The organism is Novosphingobium sp., assembly GCF_036820275.1.
Lineage (GTDB): Bacteria > Pseudomonadota > Alphaproteobacteria > Sphingomonadales > Sphingomonadaceae > Novosphingobium.
The window spans coordinates 154736-174878 of the sequence record NZ_DAISLT010000006.1 but is presented as its reverse complement, the minus strand read 5'-3'; the positions used below and the strand labels follow the sequence as shown (position 1 = coordinate 174878).

The 20143-nt window shown below is 65.0% G+C and carries 25 protein-coding genes; 8 read left to right on the top strand and 17 right to left on the bottom strand.

Annotation, left to right across the window (positions count from 1 at the left end; all coding sequences use genetic code 11):
• The first annotated feature begins 34 nt into the window (after positions 1 to 34).
• Positions 35 to 625 carry a DnaJ domain-containing protein gene (locus V7066_RS07385; RefSeq protein ID WP_334182420.1) on the top strand — a complete coding sequence of 197 codons (591 nt, stop codon included), beginning with the start codon at positions 35 to 37 and terminating at the stop codon, positions 623 to 625.
• A gap of 7 nt (positions 626 to 632) precedes the next feature.
• On the opposite strand, the gene V7066_RS07380 is transcribed toward V7066_RS07385, so the two are convergent.
• From V7066_RS07380 to V7066_RS07350, 7 genes are all read right to left on the bottom strand, one after another.
• On the bottom strand, positions 633 to 1091 hold the full coding sequence (locus V7066_RS07380; protein ID WP_334182419.1) for an SRPBCC family protein: 459 nt from the start codon (positions 1089 to 1091) through the stop codon (positions 633 to 635).
• Positions 1092 to 1118: 27 nt separating this feature from the next.
• Positions 1119 to 1784: a glutathione S-transferase family protein gene (locus V7066_RS07375; protein ID WP_334182418.1), complete on the bottom strand. Its 666-nt coding sequence runs from the start codon at positions 1782 to 1784 to the stop codon at positions 1119 to 1121.
• Positions 1781 to 2269, bottom strand: a complete 489-nt coding sequence (locus V7066_RS07370) for a VOC family protein (protein ID WP_334182417.1) — start codon at positions 2267 to 2269, stop codon at positions 1781 to 1783. Before V7066_RS07370 ends, V7066_RS07375 begins: the two co-directional genes overlap by 4 nt.
• Complete coding sequence (locus V7066_RS07365) at positions 2266 to 2892, bottom strand: glutathione S-transferase family protein (protein WP_334182416.1); 627 nt, start codon at positions 2890 to 2892, stop codon at positions 2266 to 2268. The genes V7066_RS07370 and V7066_RS07365 overlap by 4 nt, the downstream gene beginning before the upstream one ends.
• An 86-nt stretch (positions 2893 to 2978) precedes the next feature.
• A complete protein-coding gene (locus tag V7066_RS07360) occupies positions 2979 to 3779 on the bottom strand; it encodes a VOC family protein (RefSeq protein ID WP_334182415.1) in 801 nt (266 codons plus the stop codon).
• 2 nt (positions 3780 to 3781) lie between these two features.
• Positions 3782 to 4168 carry a DUF1428 domain-containing protein gene (locus tag V7066_RS07355; protein WP_334182414.1) on the bottom strand — a complete coding sequence of 129 codons (387 nt, stop codon included), beginning with the start codon at positions 4166 to 4168 and terminating at the stop codon, positions 3782 to 3784.
• A gap of 10 nt (positions 4169 to 4178) precedes the next feature.
• Positions 4179 to 4844, bottom strand: a complete 666-nt coding sequence (locus tag V7066_RS07350) for a glutathione S-transferase family protein (protein ID WP_334182413.1) — start codon at positions 4842 to 4844, stop codon at positions 4179 to 4181.
• 107 nt (positions 4845 to 4951) lie between these two features.
• Between V7066_RS07350 and V7066_RS07345 the strand changes: the two genes are divergently transcribed.
• Positions 4952 to 5674, top strand: coding sequence for a winged helix-turn-helix transcriptional regulator (locus V7066_RS07345; protein WP_334182412.1), 723 nt, complete (start codon positions 4952 to 4954; stop codon positions 5672 to 5674).
• 103 nt (positions 5675 to 5777) lie between these two features.
• Complete coding sequence (gene cobS, locus V7066_RS07340) at positions 5778 to 6770, top strand: cobaltochelatase subunit CobS (protein WP_334182411.1); 993 nt, start codon at positions 5778 to 5780, stop codon at positions 6768 to 6770.
• A 236-nt stretch (positions 6771 to 7006) separates the two neighbouring features.
• Here cobS and truA read toward each other — a convergent pair whose 3' ends face one another.
• Together truA and fmt are read right to left on the bottom strand one after the other, a co-directional pair.
• Entirely contained in the window at positions 7007 to 7753 is a 747-nt protein-coding gene (truA, locus tag V7066_RS07335; RefSeq protein ID WP_334182410.1) for a tRNA pseudouridine(38-40) synthase TruA, read from the bottom strand.
• The gene (fmt, locus tag V7066_RS07330) at positions 7750 to 8658 is read right to left on the bottom strand and encodes a methionyl-tRNA formyltransferase (protein ID WP_334182409.1); all 909 of its coding nucleotides are present in this window, start codon (positions 8656 to 8658) and stop codon (positions 7750 to 7752) included. The genes truA and fmt overlap by 4 nt, the downstream gene beginning before the upstream one ends.
• A 60-nt stretch (positions 8659 to 8718) precedes the next feature.
• Here fmt and recR point away from each other — a divergent pair, with 60 nt between their 5' ends.
• From recR to rmuC, 3 genes are all read left to right on the top strand, one after another.
• Positions 8719 to 9315 (top strand): recombination mediator RecR, encoded by a 597-nt coding sequence (recR, locus tag V7066_RS07325; protein ID WP_334182408.1) that lies wholly within the window; start codon positions 8719 to 8721, stop codon positions 9313 to 9315.
• 215 nt (positions 9316 to 9530) lie between these two features.
• Entirely contained in the window at positions 9531 to 10100 is a 570-nt protein-coding gene (gene def, locus V7066_RS07320) for a peptide deformylase (RefSeq protein WP_334182407.1), read from the top strand.
• Between the two features lie 68 nt (positions 10101 to 10168).
• The gene (gene rmuC, locus V7066_RS07315; RefSeq protein ID WP_334182406.1) at positions 10169 to 11755 is read left to right on the top strand and encodes a DNA recombination protein RmuC; all 1587 of its coding nucleotides are present in this window, start codon (positions 10169 to 10171) and stop codon (positions 11753 to 11755) included.
• Positions 11756 to 11758: 3 nt separating this feature from the next.
• Here rmuC and V7066_RS07310 read toward each other — a convergent pair whose 3' ends face one another.
• The 8 genes from V7066_RS07310 to V7066_RS07275 are packed head-to-tail and all read right to left on the bottom strand — an operon-like array spanning position 11759 to position 17640.
• Positions 11759 to 12190, bottom strand: coding sequence for an META domain-containing protein (locus V7066_RS07310; RefSeq protein WP_334182405.1), 432 nt, complete (start codon positions 12188 to 12190; stop codon positions 11759 to 11761).
• Positions 12191 to 12239: 49 nt separating this feature from the next.
• On the bottom strand, positions 12240 to 13070 hold the full coding sequence (locus tag V7066_RS07305) for a TrmH family RNA methyltransferase (protein WP_334182404.1): 831 nt from the start codon (positions 13068 to 13070) through the stop codon (positions 12240 to 12242).
• Positions 13067 to 13345, bottom strand: coding sequence for an HPr family phosphocarrier protein (locus tag V7066_RS07300; RefSeq protein ID WP_334182403.1), 279 nt, complete (start codon positions 13343 to 13345; stop codon positions 13067 to 13069). Before V7066_RS07300 ends, V7066_RS07305 begins: the two co-directional genes overlap by 4 nt.
• Positions 13342 to 13749 carry a PTS sugar transporter subunit IIA gene (locus V7066_RS07295; protein ID WP_147219710.1) on the bottom strand — a complete coding sequence of 136 codons (408 nt, stop codon included), beginning with the start codon at positions 13747 to 13749 and terminating at the stop codon, positions 13342 to 13344. The genes V7066_RS07300 and V7066_RS07295 overlap by 4 nt, the downstream gene beginning before the upstream one ends.
• 55 nt (positions 13750 to 13804) lie before the next feature.
• On the bottom strand, positions 13805 to 14764 hold the full coding sequence (gene rapZ, locus V7066_RS07290) for an RNase adapter RapZ (protein WP_334182402.1): 960 nt from the start codon (positions 14762 to 14764) through the stop codon (positions 13805 to 13807).
• Positions 14765 to 14820: 56 nt separating this feature from the next.
• Positions 14821 to 15255, bottom strand: coding sequence for an HPr kinase/phosphorylase (locus V7066_RS07285; RefSeq protein ID WP_442947311.1), 435 nt, complete (start codon positions 15253 to 15255; stop codon positions 14821 to 14823).
• Complete coding sequence (locus V7066_RS07280) at positions 15252 to 16868, bottom strand: sensor histidine kinase (RefSeq protein WP_334182400.1); 1617 nt, start codon at positions 16866 to 16868, stop codon at positions 15252 to 15254. Before V7066_RS07280 ends, V7066_RS07285 begins: the two co-directional genes overlap by 4 nt.
• Positions 16837 to 17640, bottom strand: coding sequence for a response regulator (locus V7066_RS07275; protein WP_334182399.1), 804 nt, complete (start codon positions 17638 to 17640; stop codon positions 16837 to 16839). Before V7066_RS07275 ends, V7066_RS07280 begins: the two co-directional genes overlap by 32 nt.
• A gap of 275 nt (positions 17641 to 17915) precedes the next feature.
• On the opposite strand from V7066_RS07275, the gene V7066_RS07270 reads away from it, so the two are divergent.
• Both V7066_RS07270 and V7066_RS07265 read left to right on the top strand, forming a co-directional pair.
• Complete coding sequence (locus V7066_RS07270) at positions 17916 to 19517, top strand: phosphoenolpyruvate carboxykinase (RefSeq protein WP_334182398.1); 1602 nt, start codon at positions 17916 to 17918, stop codon at positions 19515 to 19517.
• A gap of 115 nt (positions 19518 to 19632) precedes the next feature.
• On the top strand, positions 19633 to 19986 hold the full coding sequence (locus tag V7066_RS07265) for a hypothetical protein (protein ID WP_334182397.1): 354 nt from the start codon (positions 19633 to 19635) through the stop codon (positions 19984 to 19986).
• Positions 19987 to 20143: the final 157 nt, after the last annotated feature.

Genomic DNA, 20143 nt, shown 5'->3' with positions numbered 1-20143 from the left:
CCATTTAGGCGCTCGATCCCCCATCTGGAAGCCGGTGAGACATTCTAGATTTCATGGCAGGGTCGAATCCGGTGGTCGCATGTGCAACTGGCCGGGGTGTGAGGAGGCGGGCGAGTTCCGTGCGCCGGGCGGGCGCCTGCCCGGTTTCGACGGTCCGGGCGACTACCGCTGGTTCTGCCTCGACCACATTCGCGAGTTCAATGCGGGCTACGACTATTTCGACGGCATGAGCGCGGAGGAAATCTTTCGCGCGCAGTCCCCGCTGCACGGCTGGGAGGCGCAGAGCCGCGCGTTCCGTCCCGATGCCGGCGTGGACGGCACGCCGCGCTGGGCCGATTTCGCCGATCCGCTGGAAGCGATCAGCGGCCGGGCCAAGGCGCACATGCGCCAGCGACAGGCCCACATGAAGCCCGAGAACGCCCGCTTCAACCCGGACGAACGACGCGCCCTCGGTGTGCTGGGGCTCGAAGGGGATATAGACAGCAAGACCCTGCGTTTGCGCTACACCCGGTTGCTGCGCCAATACCACCCAGACCACAACGGCGGCGATCACAGCCGCGCCTCGCGATTGCAGGGCGTGGTCGAGGCCTATCAGTTGCTGCGCAAATCGCCCGCTCTGGCCTGAGAGTATATCAGGTCTTTTCCCGCTCGCAGATTTCCGCGAGCTGGTCGGCGCAGGTGCCCCAGCCGTCCACGAAGCCCATGTCTTCGTGCATCTTGCGGTCTTCCTCGCGCCAGTGGCGGGCGCTGGCGGTGTAGCGGGTCCCGTCGCCTTCGGGAGCGATCTCCCAGATGCCGATCATGAAGGGGCCGGCGGGCTGGAAGTCGCCGGTGACCGCGTCCGTGGTCACGAAGCGGCGGCCCTCGTCGTAGGCGAGGTAGATGCCGTTCTGCGGCGCGGTTTCGCCGTCGGGCCCGTACATCGTCATCCGGCAGACTCCGCCGGGGCGGCGGTCCTGCTCTTCCACTTCGACGCGCCAGGGGCGGGGGCACCACCATTCTTCCTGCCGGTTGACCATGACGTCCCAGACTTGCGCGACCGGGGCGTTGATGGTGCGGGTGATCGAGAGTTCGTTGTCCGTATCGCTCATGCAGTCACTCCTCAGTCCCGGAAATGTTCAGTCTCTCTCCGGTGCGCCAAGCGGGAAGTAGGAACGGAAGGGGCGGGCATCCTCCACGCAGCGCGCCACCGGCGGCAGGGCAAGCAGGTGGGCCCGCCATTCGCGCAGGCGCGGCCGGTCTTCGGGGATCGGGTGGACCCAGTCGGCATAGAACAGCGAAGGTGCCGCCGCGCATTCGATCAGCGAGATCTGGTCCATCTGCGGATAGAACTGCAGCCAGCCTTCCAGCCAGGCATAGACCCGGTCCAGTTGCGCCCGCGCTTCGGCGCAGCGCACCTGGTCGGGGTTGGCGGCGTCGCGGATATATTCGTTCACGACGATCTGCATGACGTTCATGACATAGTTGTCGAAGACACGGTCGAGCATGCGGACGGCCGTCGCCGCGTCCGGGTCTTCGGGGATCAGCATGCCCGGCGAGACATGGTGCCGGTCCAGGTATTCGATGATCGTCGTCGCCTCGAACAGCAGGTTCTCGCCGTCACGCAGGACCGGGAACTTGCCGAGCGGTCCGGCCATCTGCACCACTTCCGCATGGTCCGGGTGCTCCTGGTCCAGTATCCGGAACGCGAAGGGCACTTCATAGGCGTAGAGCGGGATCAGCGCCTTCCAGGTGTAGGACGAGAACGGATGGCCGAAGAGTTCGAGGCTCGGCTGCGGGTTCATGCGGAAGGTCCGGCAACCGCGGCTTCGATCGCGGCGATGTCGATCTTGCGCATCGTCATCATCGCTTCCATCCCGCGCTTCGCTGCGGCGCGGTCGGGATTGGTGAGAGAGTCGCTGAGCGCCTTGGGCGTGATCTGCCAGGAGAGGCCCCACTTATCCTTGCACCAGCCGCACATGCTTTCCGCGCCGCCGTTGCCGACGATCGCGTTCCAGTAGCGGTCGGTCTCTTCCTGGGTCAGCGTCTCGACCTGGAAGGAGAAGGCTTCGGTCTGCGGGAAGGCCGGGCCGCCGTTGAGGCCGATACAATCGATTCCCATGACCGTGAATTCCACGGTGATGACATCTCCGGCCTTGCCGTCAGGATAGTCGGTGGGCGACTGGACCACGCGGGTGACGTGGGTATCGGGAAAAACGGAGGCGTAGAAGTTCGCGGCCTCTTCGGCAGTGCCGTCGTACCAGAGGCAGACGCGGTTTTTCGCGCTCATTTCTTCATCTCCCCGATCAGGGCGTTGTCCACCGCCTTGGCGGCTTTGTACGCGTCGCGCTCCTGGAGGCGCTCTGCATAGGCGACGAAGGCCGGGCGCGGAGGCATCGTGCCGAAGGTCAGGCCCCAGTCCACCGCGCTGCCGACATAGACGTCGGCCATGGTGAAGCGATCGCCGCAGACGTATTTCGACCGATCGAAATGGCTCTCCAAGGTGTTCATCGTACGCTCGAAGTTGCCCCAGCCGGCCATCATCTCCTGCTCGGGCAGAGGTTCGCATTTGAAATGGCGCGAGGTGATCGCCTGCTCGACCGGACCGGAGGCGAAGAACGTCCAGCGGTAGTAGTCGGCCATCTCATCGTCGCTCGGCAGCAGGCCCGCCTCGGGGTGCATCTCCGCAAGATAGAGGCAGATCGCCGCAGCCTCGGTGACGGTGCGGTCGCCGCCTTCGGCATGGTGGACGATCGTGGGTACTTTGCCCATCGGGTTCACGGCGAGGAAGGTGGAGGGTTTGTCTTTCCAGTCGATCAACACCTGCCGGTAGTCGGCCCCGGCCTCGTGCAGCGCCCAGCGCGCGATCTGCCCGCGCGACATCGGGTTGGTGTAGAAGGTGTAATCGGCCATGCTTCCTACTCCGTCGACTTGTCTGTTGGCGGAACAATCATAGAACGTTGTCCCGCCGTCAATGGCCTTTCCGCTCCTGTCGCGTCTCAGTCGCCTTTGGGGCCGACAAGCCCGAAACCGGCACCTTGCGGGTCCACCGCGACGACGATCCAGTCCCCGCCGGGGACTTCGTGCGGCCCCATCAGGACCCTGCCGCCATTCGCTTCGATGGCGGCCTTCGCCGCGGCGATGGAGGGTACGCCGAAATAGAACATCCAGACCGAGGGCTGGCTTTCTTCCTGGCGCTGCATGATGGCGCCGAGCGTTCGTCCGTGGTGGCCGATGAAGCAGTAGTCGCCCATCTCGCCCATCGACATCTTCTCGTCGAAGGTGAAGCCGAAGTGCTTGCCGTAGAAGGCCATGGAGCCTGCCTGGTCGGGACTGGCCAACTCGTTCCAGCGCACCCGCTGGTTCTCGGTGACGGAGAAGACGTCGCTGAAGGCATCGGGCTGGTCGGCGGGGGGGATCGGCTTCATCAGGTAGAACGGCACGCCTTGTGGGTCCGCGACCATGGCGATGCGGCCGACGGGGAGGTCCGTCGCGGGCATCTGCACTTTGCCGCCTTCCACCGTGATCGCCGCGATTTCGGCGTCCACGTCCTCGACGTAGAGATAGGGCAGCCAGATCGGTCTTGCGCCGTTCTCGGCCATATCCTCGGTGATCTGCATGGTGCCGCCTGCCATGCCGCCGTCGTCGCGGACGATCATGCGGTAGTCCATTCCGCCTGCGTCGGGATCGGCATGGGTGGCGATCGTCCAGCCGACGACCTCGCGGTAGAAGGCCGCGGCTCCCGCGATGTCGCTGGTGAGCAGTTCGTACCAGATGAAGCTTCCGACGGGGTTGGCCATGGTCACGCTCCTTCTTGACGGTTGGGCAGTTCGACGACGGAATCGAACCCGCCGAAGATCATGCGCTTGCCGTCGAAGGGCGGCGGGTTGGTGGCAGGATCGAAGCGCGGGTCGTTCTTCATGAGTTCCATGAGCAGGCCCATCTGCCGGTCGCGGGTTTCCTTGTCCGGCCATTCGATCCAGCTGAAGCAGACCGTCTCGTCCTCCTTGGCCTCTACCGAGCGGAAGAAGTCGGTCTGCTTGCCGTGCTGGAGGTCGTCGCCCCAGCATTCGACGACGCGGGTGGCACCATATTCGAGGAAGTATTCGTCCAACTCCCGGGCATGGGCGATGAACTTGTCCTTGTTGGCGAGCGGCACGGCAAGCACGAAACCATCGACATAGGGCATGGCTTTTCTCCTAGTTGGCGGGAGAGGCGTAGCTTTCGAGTTGTTCGGTAAGGGCGTGGCGGAACGCCGGGCGGCTTTCGCCGCGCGCCTTGTAGGCGGCGAGCCTCGGATAGCTGTCGAGGATTCGGGTGTGGTCGAGGATGCGCAGCACCGTGACCATCACGATGTCCGCGATCGAGAACTGTCCGGCGAGCCAGTCCTTCTCGCCCAAGGCGGCCTCGGTACTGGCAAGGCGCGATTCCAGCAGTCGCAGGGCGCTCGGCCGGGCCTGCGCGGCCCAGGGCTTGCCCGAATGGAAGAAATCGAGCGCGCCGATTTGGGCGACGAAAGGCTCCACGCTGTTGAGTGCCGCGAAGAGCCAGGTGATTGCCTGCCAGCGCGCCTTGGGCTCCTGCGGCAGCAGCCGGGCGTCCTGCTCGCCGAGATAGAGCAGGATGGCGCCGCTCTCGAACAGGCGCTGCTCGCCGTCGTCGAAGGCGGGGACTTGCCCGAAAGGCTGCCATTCCAGGTAGGCATCCGGACGCGGGTGATAGACGTCGAGTTCCTCCACCCGGTAGTCGCGCTCGATCTCTTCATGCGCCCAACGCAGGCGCAGATCGCGGACCTGGCCGCGAACGGGCGGGGGGACATCGGCATAGGCCGTGAAGACCGTTCGCGCGGTTTCGCTGCGGGGCATCGGCACTCTCCGGGGTTCAGGTTCGCTTCGAGGCGATTCGTTATTGCCGGAGGGTGCGCATTCGGGTTACAAAAAGCAACCATGAAGTTTAAAAGAGAAACTGCATCGTGGCGAAGCGGACGCCATCTGCGATGAATGCGCCTGCGGTGAATACCGGACCGGACGGAGCCGCTCATGGCCGCTGGTATCGCGACGCCTGTGGTGCGGCTTTCGCCATGGAACTGGTGGGCGAGCGCTGGACCTTGCCGATCGTGCGCGAGATGATGCTCGGGCCGCGTCGCTTCAACGGCCTTCGCGCTGCCTTGCCCGGCCTCAGCGCCAAAGTGCTCACCGAGCGGTTGGGGAGCCTCGAAGCCAGCGGCATCGTCCGCCGCGTGACCCTGCCGCCGCCCGCCTCGGTGCAGGCCTATGCCTTGACCGAATGGGGGCTGGCGCTGGAGCCGGTGATGCAGGAGCTTGGCCGCTGGGCGGTGCGCTCGCCGGGCCACGATCCGATGCTGCCGCTGACTCCGGTGGCCTTCATGCTCTCGCTGCGGACGATGCTCGTGCCGGAGCGGATCGGCGATCTGGCGCTGCGCGTGCTGTTCGAAGTGGGGCAGGCGCTGTTCGTGGGCACGCTAGGGGAGGGGGAGCTGCGGATCGAGCCAGCCGGTGAAGACGTGCCTCCACCGGACCTGCGCTTTTCGGCGGAGACGGCCACCGATTATCTGCCGGTGTTCTACGGCAAACGTTCGGTGGAGGAGGCAGGCGGTAGGCTTACCGTTGCAGGAAACGAGGCGCTCGCTGCGAGGTTTATCGATCTGTTCGCCTTGCCGAGGAAGCTTGGTTGAGGAGTGATGCCAAGCACACGGGGTAGCTTTCCTCCCGCCGCATTCCCGATAAACCGCAAAGCCTGTTGCGGTGCAGCGCCCGCTTGTCTACGCGGGTGCAACGATGACTGAGACCGAGACCATGAAAGCCGAGAATCGTGACGCCACCGTGCTGGCTGCTCCCGACATCGAACTCGACGTGCGCGAGACCTTCGGAATCGATATCGACTGGAAGGTGCCCGCCTTCTCCGTCGCCGACGAACGCGTTCCCGACCTCGACGAGACGTATGTCTTCGATCCGGACACCACGCTCGCGATCCTGGCGGGCTTTGCCTACAATCGCCGCGTTATGGTGCAGGGCTATCACGGCACCGGCAAGTCGACCCACATCGAACAGGTGGCGGCGCGCCTCAAGTGGCCGTGCATCCGCATCAACCTTGATGCGCATATCAGCCGTATCGACCTGATCGGCCGCGATGCCATCGTTCTGCGCGATGGTCTCCAGGTTACCGAATTCCGCGAAGGTCTGCTGCCCTGGGCGCTCCAGCACCCGGTCGCGCTGGTGTTCGACGAATACGACGCCGGGCGCCCGGACGTGATGTTCGTGATCCAGCGCATCCTCGAAACCGAGGGCAAGCTGACCCTGCTCGACCAGAACCGCGTGATCCGTCCGGACCGCAATTTCCGCCTCTTCGCCACCGCCAACACGGTCGGCCTCGGCGACACCTCGGGTCTCTATCACGGCACCCAGCAGATCAACCAGGGCCAGATGGACCGCTGGAATCTGGTGGTTGGCCTCAACTATCTGCCCGAGCCGGTCGAGACCGACATCGTTTCGAAGAAGGTGCCGCAGATCGATGCCGCGACGATCGCCAACATGGTCAAGGTTGCGGACTTCACCCGCCAGGGCTTCATGAACGGCGATATCTCGACCGTGATGAGCCCGCGTACCGTCATCACCTGGGCGCAGAACGCGGCGATCTTCAAGGACGTGGGCTTCGCTTTCCGCCTCTCGTTCCTGAACAAGTGCGACGAGACGGAGCGCGTGATGGTGGCTGAATACTACCAGCGCGTGTTCGGCAACGACCTGCCGGAAAGCGTCGTCGGCAAGGCCTGAGGTCTGCCGAGATAGGGAATGAAAAAGGGAGGCTGCGGCCTCCCTTTTTTGTGCCAGCGCGAAATCGGTAATAAGCGCCCGTCATCCCAGCGAAAGCTGGGACCGCTGTGACCCTAATGCGGCTTTTCGTTAAGGGCGCTTAAACCGCAATGTCCTGACGATGGCTTAGAGCACATACGAAAGCGGTCCCAGCTTTCGCTGGGATGACGGGGTTGCTTTGTCCGGCAAGCGGACGATCAATCCTCCGGATAGATCGCCTTCACGAAGTAAAGCCCGTCCGGCGGGGAGTTGAGACCCAGCGCCTGACGGTTGCGCGCTTCCAGTGCCTCGGCGACCTGTTGCTCCTCCCAGCGTCCCATGCCGACGAGCGCAAGGCAGCCGACCATCGAGCGGACCTGATGGTGCAGGAAACTGCGCGCTTCGGCCTCGATCAGCACCATCTCGCCCTCGCGTCGCACGTCGAGGCGATCGAGCGTCTTGAGCGCGCTTTGCGACTGGCAATGGGCCGAGCGGAATGTCGTGAAGTCGTGCAGACCCACCAGAATCTGCGCGGCGCGGTGCATGGCCGCCTCGTCGAGCGGCTTGGGCACTTGCCACGCCTTGCCGCGCTCCAGCGTCAGCGGCGCGCGGCGGTTGGCGATACGGTAGATGTACGAGCGGCCGATGCACGAGAAGCGCGCATGCCAGTCGTCCGGCACCACCTCGCAGCCGACCACCGCGATCGGATGGGGGCGCAGCCGCGCGTTCAACCCTTCGGTGAACTGGAACGGCGTGAACGGCTTGGCGATGTCGATGTGCGCTTTCATGCCGAGCGCGTGGACGCCCGCATCGGTGCGCCCGGCGGCATGCATCCCCGTGGTCTCGCCGGTAAGCGCGAAGACAGCTTCCTCGACGCTCTGCTGCACCGAAGGGCCGTGCGCCTGGCGCTGGAGACCCATGTAGGGCGCGCCGTCGAATTCGAGAGTGATCGCGAAACGGGTCAAGCGAGCCTCGTTCCAGCGGGAACGGCACGGCCGCGCAGCAGGTCGGCGGTGTCCATGGCAGGCTTGCCCGCGCGCTGGATGCGCGTGACGCGCAGCGCACCTTCTCCGCAGGCGACGGTGAGCGAATCGTCGAGCGTGACCCGCGGCTCGCCGGTGCCCTCCACGACATCGGCGGCAAGAACCTTGTATCGCTCGTCGTCCAGTTCGAAAAAGGCGCCCGGCGCGGGCATGAAGGCACGCACTTGCCGCTCGACCTGCTCGGCGGGAAGCGTGAAGTCGAGCCGGGCCTCGGCCTTGTCGATCTTCTTCGCGTAAGTCACGCCGTCTTCCGGCTGCGTGACAGCGCGATGAACGGCAAGGTCGCGCAAGGTGCCGACCATCAGTTGCGCGCCCCTTTCTGCGAGTTCGGCGGTCAGTTCACCGGCGGTCTTGCGCTCGATGGTGGTGCGCAGGGTCGCCAGCATCGGCCCGGTGTCGAGGCCGGCTTCCATCTGCATGATCGTCACGCCTGTCGTCGGATCGCCTGCGAGGATCGCTCGCTGGATCGGCGCCGCCCCGCGCCAGCGCGGCAGGATCGAGGCATGGATGTTGAGGCAGCCCAGGCGCGGCGCGTCGAGCACCGCCTGTGGCAGCAGCAGGCCGTAAGCGGCCACCACGGCGATATCGGCTTCCAGCGCGGCGAACTTTGCCTGTTCTTCCGCGCTCTTGAGCGAAACCGGATGGCGCACTTCGATTCCGCGCGCTTCCGCTTCCTTGTGGACGGGCGAGGGGGTCAGTTCCTTGCCGCGGCGCCCGCCGGGACGCGGCGGCTGGCTGTAGGCGGCGACGACCTCGTGCCCGGCCTCGACCAGCGCGACGAGGGCGGGCACCGCGAAATCGGGCGTACCCATGAAGACGATGCGCATGGTGTGGGGAATTCTCCGAAGGTCTTTCTCAAAAGCTCCGGAGGCCCTATCTCCGCCGCCATGGCATCGCAAGAGATCGAGACGCTTACCGCCGCGCTGTCGCGCCTTCCCGGCCTCGGCCCCCGTTCCGCGCGCCGGGCGGTGCTCTGGCTCATCAAGCGGCGGGAGACCTCGCTGGTGCAACTGGTCGATGCCCTGGCAGCGGTGCGTGAAGCGCTGGTCGAGTGCGGGACCTGCGGCAATATCGACACCACCAACCCTTGCGGCATTTGCGCCGATCCGCGCCGCGATGCGCGTGCGCTCTGCGTGGTGGAGGAAGTGGCGGACCTCTGGGCGCTCGACCGCGCGCGGCTGTTCAACGGTCGCTACCATGTTCTCGGAGGGCGTCTTTCCGCGCTCGACGGCGTGCGGCCGGAAGACCTGACGATCGACCGCCTGCTGCGCCGCGTGGAGGAGGGCGGCATCGACGAGGTGGTGCTGGCCATGAATGCCACGCTCGAAGGCCAGACCACGGCGCACTATATTGCCGAGCGTCTCGAAGGACTTCCGGTACGTATTACCCAGCTCGCCCACGGTCTCCCGGTGGGCGGCGAACTCGACTATCTGGACGAGGGAACACTCGCCCAGGCGATCCGCGCGAGGCGGCCCGTGGTCTAGGATGCTGTTTGGAAATTCGCGGAATGCGAATTTCGCGGCACCGGCCCGCTCCCCCACCCGACCTCCCACGAGTGTATCCTGATGGGAGGTCGGGTGGGGGAGCGGGCCGGTGCCGCTCTGAAAATGCCCCACGGGCATTTTCCAAACAGGCTCTCGATCACTGTCATCGAAGCGTCCATCTTGCGAGAATCGGCCATCGCGCTTATTTGCGGGGCATGGCTATCCGTGAAATCCTCGAAGTTCCCGATCTGCGTCTCAAGCAGGTTTCGGTCCCCGTCGAAAAGTTCGACGACGAGCTGAAGACGCTCGTCGAAGACATGTTCGAAACCATGTACGACGCGCCGGGCATCGGCCTTGCCGCGATTCAGGTCGGCGTGCCGCTGCGTGTGTTGGTGATCGATCTCCAGCCCGACGATGAAGATGCGGAACCGGAAGTGTGCTCTGCCCACGGCGGACATCACCACACGCACCAGCCGACGAAGCGGGAACCCCGGATCTTCATCAATCCGGAAATCCTCGATCCTTCCGAAGACCACACGGTCTATCAGGAAGGTTGCCTCTCGGTTCCCGAGATCTACGCCGACGTCGAACGCCCTTCGCGCATCCGTGCGCGCTGGCAGGACCTCGACGGCACCGTGCATGAAGAGAACATGGACGGCCTGATGGCCACCTGTCTTCAGCACGAGATGGACCATCTCGAAGGCATTCTCTTCATCGACCACCTCTCGCGCCTGAAGCGCCAGATGGCGCTCAAGAAGCTCGACAAGCTGCGCAAGGCGGCCTGATTTCGCACAATGGGGAAAAGCCGGCCTGAGGGCTGGCGTTCCCTGAATGTTCTGGCTATGCTGCCGGAATGGAAATCGCTGTCGTCGCTATTCTCGCGCTCGTTGTCGGTCTTGGGGCCGGCTGGTTCTTCGGTTCCAGACCGGCCGCCGACTGGCGAAACCGCCACGAAACCCGCGATCGTGAGGCGCGCGAACTCGACGAGAAGTTCCGCGCCGCGATTCGCGATCTTGCCTCTGCCAGTGAACGCGCCAGCCGGGCTGACGAACTTGCTGATGCGCTCGAACGTACGCGGGCCGAGCATAACCAGTCCATGGATCTGGCACGGCGAAGTCACGGCGAAGCGGCCGAACGCCTGCGCGGCGAATATGGCGCGGTGCTGGAACGTACCCGCGGCGATCTTACCCAGACGCTCGAAAATGCGCGTGCCGAGCACGCTACGCTGGTCGATGCCCTGCGCCGCGAGCAGCGCGAACTCGCGTCGGAACTGGCGACCTTGCGGGAGAAGTCTGCCAACTTCGACGAACAGAAGCGCTTGCTGATCGAAGCGCAGGAAGCTCTGCGCAAGGAATTCGAGAACGCTGGGGCCAAGGTTCTGGCCGGTGCACAAGAGGCCTTCCTCAATCGCGCCGGTGCGCGTTTCGAGGAAAGCGAAAAAGCCAATGCCGAGCGGATTCGCACGCTTCTCGCGCCTGTCGGGGAAAGGCTCAAGAGCTATGAGGAGCAGGTTGCAACGCTAGAAAAGCAGCGTACCGATGCCTTCGCGACCTTGACTGGCCAGCTCGTCGAGCTGAGCGCGGGGCAGGAACGCGTGCGCACCGAAGCGGCGCGGCTCAGCAATTCGCTGCGCAATGCCCCCAAGGCGCGCGGGCGCTGGGGCGAGCAGCAACTCAAGAACGTGCTCGAACAGTGCGGCCTTACCGAACATACCGACTTCGAGACGGAACAGTCGATCGAGACGGAGGATGGGCGCCTGCGTCCCGACGCGATCGTGCGTATTCCCGGCAACAAGCAGCTGGTGATCGACGCCAAGGTGTCGCTCAATGCCTATCAGGATGCCTTCGAAGCCGATGACGAGACTGTGCGTAACGCCTTTCTCGATCAGCATGCGGCCTCGATGCGCAATCACATCCAGACACTGGGCAACAAGTCCTACCAGAGCCAGTTCGAGAACGCGCCGGACTATGTGCTGATGTTCGTGCCGGGCGAGCACTTCATTGCCGCCGCGCTCGACCACGATTCCAGCCTGTGGGACTATGCCTTCGAGCGCCGGGTGCTGCTGGCCAGCCCGACCAACCTCGTCGCCATCTGCCGCACCATAGCGCAAGTCTGGCAGCAGGAAGGCCTCGCCAAGGAAGCCCGCGAGATCGGCAAGCTCGGCAGCGACCTCTATGACAGCCTTGCCAAGACGCAGGACGATCTCAGCAAGGTTGGTGTGCATCTCGGCCGTGCGGTCAACAGTTTCAACGACTTTGCCCGCACTTACGAGGGCAACGTGATGAGCCGCGCCCGCCGCCTTACCGAAAAACACATCAAGATCGGCAAGCGCGAGATTTCCGACGAAGTGGCGCAAGTCGAATCGGTCCCGCGCTTTGGTGCCGAGCCGGGCGCGACCGCTTTGCCGGAGGCCGGAGCGCTGCCGGAAGCGGCAGAGTAGGCTTCAGCTACCGTCGGCGGTGCGTGTCGGGCGCTCCATGGGGCCGCCCTCGCGGACGAGTTCGGCGGTATGGCCGCTCGATTGCAGGATCATGTGGTTGCCGTCGATGGCGAAGCGGGGTGTGGCGACGAGCAGGGCGTTCACTGCCTTTTCCTGATCCCAGGCGGGAACCGTGCAGGTCATTTCGGTGAGAGCGAGAGGGCCTGCGATCAGGCGCTCGGCATCTATCCGCCAGGGACCATCCATGCGGTTGCAGCCGACCTGAACGCCGACCTTGCTGCCTTCGAACGTCAGGCGGGCATCGGCAGAATCCGGCCTTTGGCCGTCGATCAGGGCGAATCGCCAGGTCGTTCGGGCGAGAGGCGAATCCTCACCCTGAACGGAGCAGGCGGCGAGGGACGGCAAAAGGCAGAAGGCAAGTAAGGCAAAACGCATGGTTCGGGCACTCTACACGTCGCGGATGATGCCCGGATGAACGCCTTCCTCAGGTATCGCCCTCAAGATGCGCAAGGGCCTCATAGGCGAGTACCGCACCCGCGACGGCGGCATTCAGGCTGTCTGCCCGGCCGCGCATCGGGATGGTGACGCGCAAGTCGCACGCTTCCTCGTATGCCTTGGGCAGGCCTTGCGATTCGTTGCCCACCATCAGGAAGCACGGCGCGGCGTAAGGTGCGCGGCGATAGTCGGTGGGATCGCGCAGCGATGCGGCCACCAACTGGCCATTTCCGGCGCGCAGCCAGTCCTGGAATTCGTCCCAGCGAGCGATGGCAATCTTCTGCGTGAAGATTGCGCCCATGCTGGCGCGCACGGCTTCGACCGAGAAGGGATCGGCGCAATCGTCGAGCAGGATCAGTCCACCCGCGCCGACCGCATCGCCGGTCCGCAGCATCGTGCCGAGGTTGCCGGGATCGCGCAGCGCCTGGGCCACCAGCCAGATCGGTGCGGCCGAACGGTCGAGATTGGCGATCCGCGTGTCGAACTCGGCGAAGACACCGGCGACGGCCTGCGGATTATCCTTGCCCGTGACTTTGGCGAGGATTTCCTCGTCCATCTCGACGATCTCGCCGCCGGCCGCGGCAACGGCTTCTTCCAGCGCGTCGAGCAGCGGGTGCGGATCGCGGCCGATGGCCATGACCAGCATTTCCGGCACGATGCCGCATTCGCGGGCATCGGTCAGCAGGCGCAGGCCTTCGGCGAGGAAGCGCTTCTCCAGCTTGCGGTGCTTCTTCTCGCGCAAGGAGCGGAGGAACTTGACCAGCGGGTTCGAAAACCCGGTAATGGTGCGGCGGTAAGCCGCGCGATCGGCAGGCGTCATTCTTCGCCGAAACCGTCACGCACGAGCGTTGCCAGGACCGAAAGCGCGTCCTGCGCGCCTTCGCCCTTGCAGGCGATCTCGATGCTGTCGCCCTTGGCGGCGCCGAGCATCATCAGGCCCAGGATGGAATTGCCCGCCGCTTCGGTGCCGTCCTTGCCGACCGTGACGAGCACGGATTCCGGCAGTTCGGCGACATGATTGACGAACTTGGCGCTGGCGCGGGCATGGAGGCCGCGCTTGTTCACGATGATAACGGTTTCGCGGAAATCGCTCATGCCGCGTCCTGTCCCAGATATTCGCTGGCGATCGTGATGTAGTTGCGCCCGGCATCGCGCGCGGCAGCGGCGGCTTCGCGCACCGACATGCAGGCCCGCGCCTTGGCGAGGCGAATCAGCATCGGCAGGTTGATGCCGGCGATCACTTCCACGCGGCCCGCTTCCATCAGCGAGATCGCGAGGTTGGAGGGCGTACCGCCGAACAGGTCGGTGAGGATGATGACGCCTTCGCCGCTGTCGACGGCGGTGATCGCTTCGGCGATCTCGCTGCGGCGACGTTCCATGTCATCGTTGGGACCGATGCAGACGGTTGCCACCGCCGACTGGTCTCCGACGACGTGTTCCATCGCGTGTACGAATTCCTCGGCGAGATTGCCGTGAGTGACCAGGATCATGCCGATCATGCTGGGGTTTGGCTCCGAATTTCCTGCGAATGCGACCGGGTTATATAATCTTCTTTCACGCTACCGGACCCCTTCGAGAATTTCCCCCCTCGAGAAGATCAGCAGCCCGCGAGCCCAGGTTGCGATGCAACAATGTGGGCGAAAATCCCGCTTCGCGCAAGGCCGCAGCCATCTGCTCGGCGGTAAAAACGGAGCGGTGTCGCCCTCCGGTACACCCGAAAGCGATGTGAACATAGGCCTTGCCTTGGGCGCGATAACGCGGAAGCAGCAGCAGAAGAAGGTCGCGAATCCGCGCAAATGCGTCATCGAAGGCGGGATCCTTGCGGATATAGTCGCCCACCGGGGCATCCTGCCCGGTCATCGGACGCAGCTCGGAATCCCAGTGCGGGTTGTCCACGAAACGCATGTCGAACACGAAGTCGGCCAGCGGGGGCATCCCGCGCGAGAAGCCGAAGCTGGAGACCGTGATCGTCAGGTCTTCCGGCTCGTCCGCAGCGAACCGTTCGCGAATCGCGCGTTGCAGGTCGTTAGACGTGAATTCGGTGGTTTCGACGAGAATGTCGGCCCAGCGGCGCAGCGGCGCCAGCAATTCGCGTTCGGCGCGAATGCCGCTGTCCACCGGGGCGTCGGCGGCGAGAACGTGGCGGCGGCGGGTCTCGTTGAAGCGGCGTTCCAGTTCCTTGCTCGAACAGTCGAGGAACAGGGTGGTGACTTCGAGATCCTCGCGCTCGCCGAGTGCCTTGACCTGCGCGATCACCCGCTCGGGATTGAATCCGCGCGTGCGGCAGTCGAAGCCGATCGCGAGCGGCGAGGGATCGTCGGAGGGCTGGCCCTCGATCATGCGTTCCAGCAGGCGGACCGGGAAATTGTCGATGATTTCCCAGCCAAGATCCTCCAGAACCCGCAGCACCGTGGTCTTGCCGGCACCGAGCATGCCGGTCACCAGCAGCACTTTCTGCCGATTGGCCGGAGAGGAGGCTCGACGAGCGGCTTCAGGGGGGAGATCGTCCTGCATCCGGGGCTGTTTGCGCCGGGTGGCAGGGAAAGAAAAGAGGCGTTCTTACAGGTTTGTCACCCGGTGAGGCCATAATGCAACAACGCCAGCTCGACCTTCAGCGCAAGAGGTCCGGCATGGGGCCGGAGACGCAAGGCGGGAAGCGTCACGCCGCCGATCGCCACGCTGTCCGCCGCCTCGATGAAGCGCGGCGCTTCGTTGTCCAGCATGACGATCAGGGCAACCGGTGCTTCCTCCCGGCAAGGGAAAGGCAGGATGCCGAGATTGCGGACTTCGATCAGCCCCCGCGTGTTCGGATGGGGCTGCGCGAGGAGCCGCCCCGCGGATTCGCGAAGGAGCACGCCGTCGTCCCCGACCAGCTTGGCCCCGCGATCGATCAGTTCGAGTGCCAGGCCGGACTTGCCCGTGCCCGATGGTCCCTCGATCAGCACCGCGCGAGTGCCGATGGCGACGCAGGTCGATTGCCGGGCGAAAGGTTCGGTCACCGTCATTCGCCCTGCCAGGCGGGGAGCGAGATCAGCAGCCGCGCGCCCGGGGCACCGTCGGTACGGTCGGTCGCGCGCAGCTTGCCGTAGTGTGCCTCGACGATGGTGCGGGCGATTGCGAGACCGAGTCCGGAGTGCTTGCCGAATTCCTCGCTGGCGGGGCGCAGCGAGTGGAAGCGCTCGAAGATCTTCTCGCGCGCGGCTTCGGGAATTCCGGGGCCATGATCGGACACGGAAAGGGTGATCCGCCCTTCGCTGCGCCCCACGGCGACTTCGATGGGCGTACCTTCGGGAGAAAAGGAAATCGCGTTGTCGAGCAGGTTCTGGAGCACGCGCTCCAGCCGCGATGCGTCGCCGGGGACGAAGAGGTCGCCGTCGGCCTCGCGGATCACGCGTATGGGACAGGCGCCGTTGACGCCGCGCTGCTCGCGTTCGGTGACGAGTGCGCGCACGAGGCGCAGCATGTCGACCGGCTCGAAGGTCGTGCGGCTGAGTTCGGCGTCGATCCGGCTGGCATCGGCGATCTCGGTGACGAGGAAGTCGATCCGCCGCACGTCGTCCTTGGCGATGCCGAGAAGTTGCCGGCGCAAGGCGGGGTCGTCGACGCGGTCGAGGTTTTCGAGGGCGCTGCGCAGGCTGGTGAGGGGGTTCTTCAACTCGTGGGCGACATCGGCGGCGAAGCTTTCGACCGCGTCGATGCGCTGGCGCAGGGCGCCGCTCATGTCGGAGAGGGCGCGGGCGAGCAGGCCGATTTCGTCGCGGCGGTCGGGCAGGCGCGGCACCACCACGCTGCGGTCGCGGCCCAGGCGCACGCGCACGGCGGAGCGGACGAGCTTGCGCAGCGGCTCGACGATGGTGCGGGCGAGAAACAACGACAGCAGGATCGAGACGGTGAGCGCGGCGCCAACGATGATGGCGAGGGTCTGGCGCGCCATGCGCACGTTCTCGGTGATGTCGCGGGCGTTGCGGGTGACGAGCAGGGCTTCGCCGCGCTTGCCGACCGGGGTCGCGGCGATGATGACCGGGGTGCGGTCCGGCGCGGCCTTGTGGCTGACTTCGGTCCGGCCACTGGCCAGCGCGGCGGCCACTTCCGGCCAGGCCGAGGCACCGGCGCCCGGCGCGTCGTGATAGTCGGCGACCGGCGGCGAGCCGAGCACCCAGTCCATGCCCTTGTCGAGCGCGCGGGCGGCATCCTGGAGCCAGGGTTCGCTGGCGGGATCGATGAGCCGGTAGGAGGGCTTCGCCAGCGCGAAACTGTCGGCGACGAGCTTGCCGCCGCGGTCGAAGAGCCGCAGGCGCAAGGCCTGGCCGGAGCCGATCCGCGCGATCAGGTCGCGGCGGTCCTCGGCATTCTCTTCGGCCAGGGTGATGCCGACGACTTCGGCTTCCGAGCGGGCGAGACGGAAGCGTTCGTCGAGCAGTTCGCGCCGGTAGGAGTCGATGTAGAACAGGCTTCCTGCCAGCAGGGCCAGCGCGATCACGTTCACCGCGAGGATGCGCGCCGTCAGCGACACGCGCCACGACAGGCCGAGCCGGACGAGCAGCGAGGCCTTGCGGCGCTTGCGTTTCTGCGTGCCCAGCTTCTGGTTATCCATCGGTGAAGGAATAACCGGCGCCATAAAGCGTATCGATCGCGGAAAACTCGGGATCGGCGGCGCGGAACTTGCGGCGCAGGCGCTTGATGTGGCTGTCGATGGTGCGGTCGTCGACGTAGACGTCCTCGCTATAGGCGGCATCCATCAGCTGGTTGCGGCTCTTCACCACGCCGGGCCGCAGCGCGAGCGCTTCGAGGATCAGGAATTCGGTGACGGTCAGCGAGACCGGCTCGCCGTCCCAGGTCACCTGATGGCGTGCGGGGTCGAGGCTGAGGCGGCCGCGCACCACCGGGTCCGGCAGGTTTTCCGGCACGCTCTCCTCAGTGCTCGCCTTCGCCAGTTCGCTGCGGCGCAGGATCGCGCGGATGCGGGCGACGAGCAGGCGCTGGCTGAAGGGTTTGGTGATGTAGTCGTCCGCGCCCATGGCCAGGCCGAGTGCCTCGTCCGGCTCCTCGTCCTTCGAGGTCAGGAAGATCACCGGCAGGCTCGACTGTTCGCGCAGGGATTGCAGCAGGTGCAGCCCGTCCATGCGCGGCATCTTGATGTCGAAGATGGCAAGGTCCGGCGGGTTCTCCAGCAGGGCTTTCAGCGCGGTCTCGCCATCGGTGTAGAGGCGCGTCGCGAAGCCTTCGGCCTGGAGGCCGATGGAGACGGTGGTGAGGATGTTGCGGTCGTCGTCGACCAGCGCGATCGACTGCTGGCGGGCAGGTACAGGGTCCGGGGCCGAGACAGGTGCAGGGGCGATCTCTTCGGGAGAGGCAGGAGCGGGTGTGGAAGATGCCGTGGGGTCTGCCATGGGATGCGCTGCGTTCCTTCCGATGCAACCGGGCCGATGCAACCGGGCGACCGTGACTAGCCTTTGCCGGGACGAGCGTCCACGCCTTTGCGGCTCGTCCTGAAATTGCCCCGGAATGGTCGATGAGCATTCGTCCTACCTCGCTCGCTCCATTTATTTTTGCGAAAATTTGACGGACAACGGCGGCGGGCGAACAATCGCCGACCGATTCTCGGGCAAAAATGTCGGGGCGAGCCCGGTTCCCGCCGGACCCGCCTTAAATGGAGGAGATGACATTGGCCGCTACCCTTAACTATCCGCTCGCCAGTCAAGGCATAGAAACCGGGGCGAAGATCCTGGCCAACCTGGGCACTGCGCCGCTGGTCGAGCAGGCCATCCGGAACGGCGAGGGCGTCCTGGCCGCGGACGGTCCGTTCGTCGTGGCGACCGGCAAGCACACCGGGCGTTCCGCCAAGGACAAGTTCATCGTCAAGGACGCCGAGACCGCGGATACGGTCTGGTGGGGCAAGACCAACGTGCCGATGACGCCAGAGCATTTCGCCGCGCTGAAGGAGGATTTCCTGGCGGCGCTGGGCGGCAAGGACCAGCTCTACGTGGCCGACCTGTTCGGCGGCTCGCAACCGGAACACCGCGTCAAGGTACGGGTGATCAACGAGTTCGCCTGGCACAACCTGTTCATCCGCACCCTGCTGGTCCGTCCGAGCGAAGCCGAACTGGACAGCTTCGTGCCGGAATATACCATCATCGACCTGCCGAGCTTCCGTGCCGATCCGGAGCGCCACGGCTCGCGCACGGAAACGGTGATCGCGGTCAACTTCACCGAGAAGCTGATCCTGATCGGCGGCACGGCCTATGCGGGCGAGATGAAGAAGTCGGTCTTCGGCATCCTCAACTACCTGCTGCCGACCAAGGGCGTGATGCCGATGCATTGCTCCGCCAATATCGGCCCCGAGGGTGACACCGCCGTGTTCTTCGGCCTGTCGGGCACCGGCAAGACCACGCTTTCGGCGGACGCTTCGCGCACGCTGATCGGTGACGACGAACATGGCTGGTCGGACACCGCCGTCTTCAATTTCGAGGGCGGCTGCTATGCCAAGATGATCCGTCTCTCGCCCGAAGCCGAGCCGGAAATCTTCGCGACGACCAAGCGCTTCGGCACCGTGCTCGAAAACGTCGTGATCGATCCGGAGACGCGCCAGATCGACCTCGACGATAACTCGCTGGCCGAGAACAGCCGCGGTTCCTACCCGATCGACTTCATTCCGAACTGTTCGGAGAAGAACCTCGGTCCGGTTCCGAAGAACATCATCTTCCTCACCGCCGACGCTTACGGCGTGCTGCCGCCGATCGCGCGCCTCACGCCCGACCAGGCGATGTATCACTTCCTCTCGGGCTATACCGCGCGCGTCGCCGGCACCGAGATCGGGGTGACCGAACCGGAAGCGACGTTCAGCACCTGCTTCGGCGCACCGTTCATGCCGCGTCACCCCTCGGTCTACGGCAACCTGCTCAAGGAGCGGATCGCCAAGGGCGGCGTGAAATGCTGGCTGGTCAACACCGGCTGGTCGGGCGGCATGGCGACGATGGAAGGGATCAAGCGCATGCCGATCAAGGCGACCCGCGCGCTGCTCAATGCCGCGCTCGACGGCAGCCTCAACCACGCCGCCTTCAAGGAAGACCCGAACTTCGGCTTCGAAGTGCCGGTTGCGGTTCCGGGCGTGGACAGCAAGCTGCTCGATCCGCGCGGTGCCTGGGCCGACGGCGCCGAGTATGACAAGACCGCGCAGACGCTGGTGAAGCAGTTCATCGACAACTTCACGCAGTTCGAAGCGCATGTCGACGAAGGCGTCCGCAAGGCGGCGCCGGTCGCGGCGTGATCTCTCGCTGAACAGCGCGCAATAACAACGGGGCCTCGGAACTTCGGTTTCGAGGCCCTTGTTTTGTCATCCAGACCGTGCATCTTCCTGTTTCCCTCTCTCCAGGAGAAAGACCATGGGACTTTTCGACGGTATCCTTGGACAAGTCAGCGAACATGCCGATGTAGCGAACCTCGCCTCGAAGCTCGGCATCGAACCGGCGCAGGCGGAAAAGGCGATTGCCGCGCTGGGCCTCGCGCATCAGGAAGAGGGTGATACTGCCCAACTAGCGGCAGAGAAGACCGGCCTGGGCGTCGGCACGATCCAGCAGATCATTTCGGCGATCGGCGGTGAAGGCTCGCTCGGCCAGTTCGCCAGCCTCGTAGGCAGCGATCCTTCGAAGTTCACTGCCTTCCTCGACAAGGATGGCGACGGCAGCGTCATCGACGACCTTACCGATATGGCCAAGGGCTTCTTCGGCAAGAAGTAAGCGGAAAAGCGCCGCCCCGAATGTGATCCGGGACGGCGCTTTTCATTCCGCTCAGCCGGCCTTGCCGGTGGCGATGTAGCTGTCGATGTTCTTCGCCAGCACGTCGAGCGGCACGTTGCCGCCGTCGACCACGGCCTGGTCGAAATCGCGCAAGTCG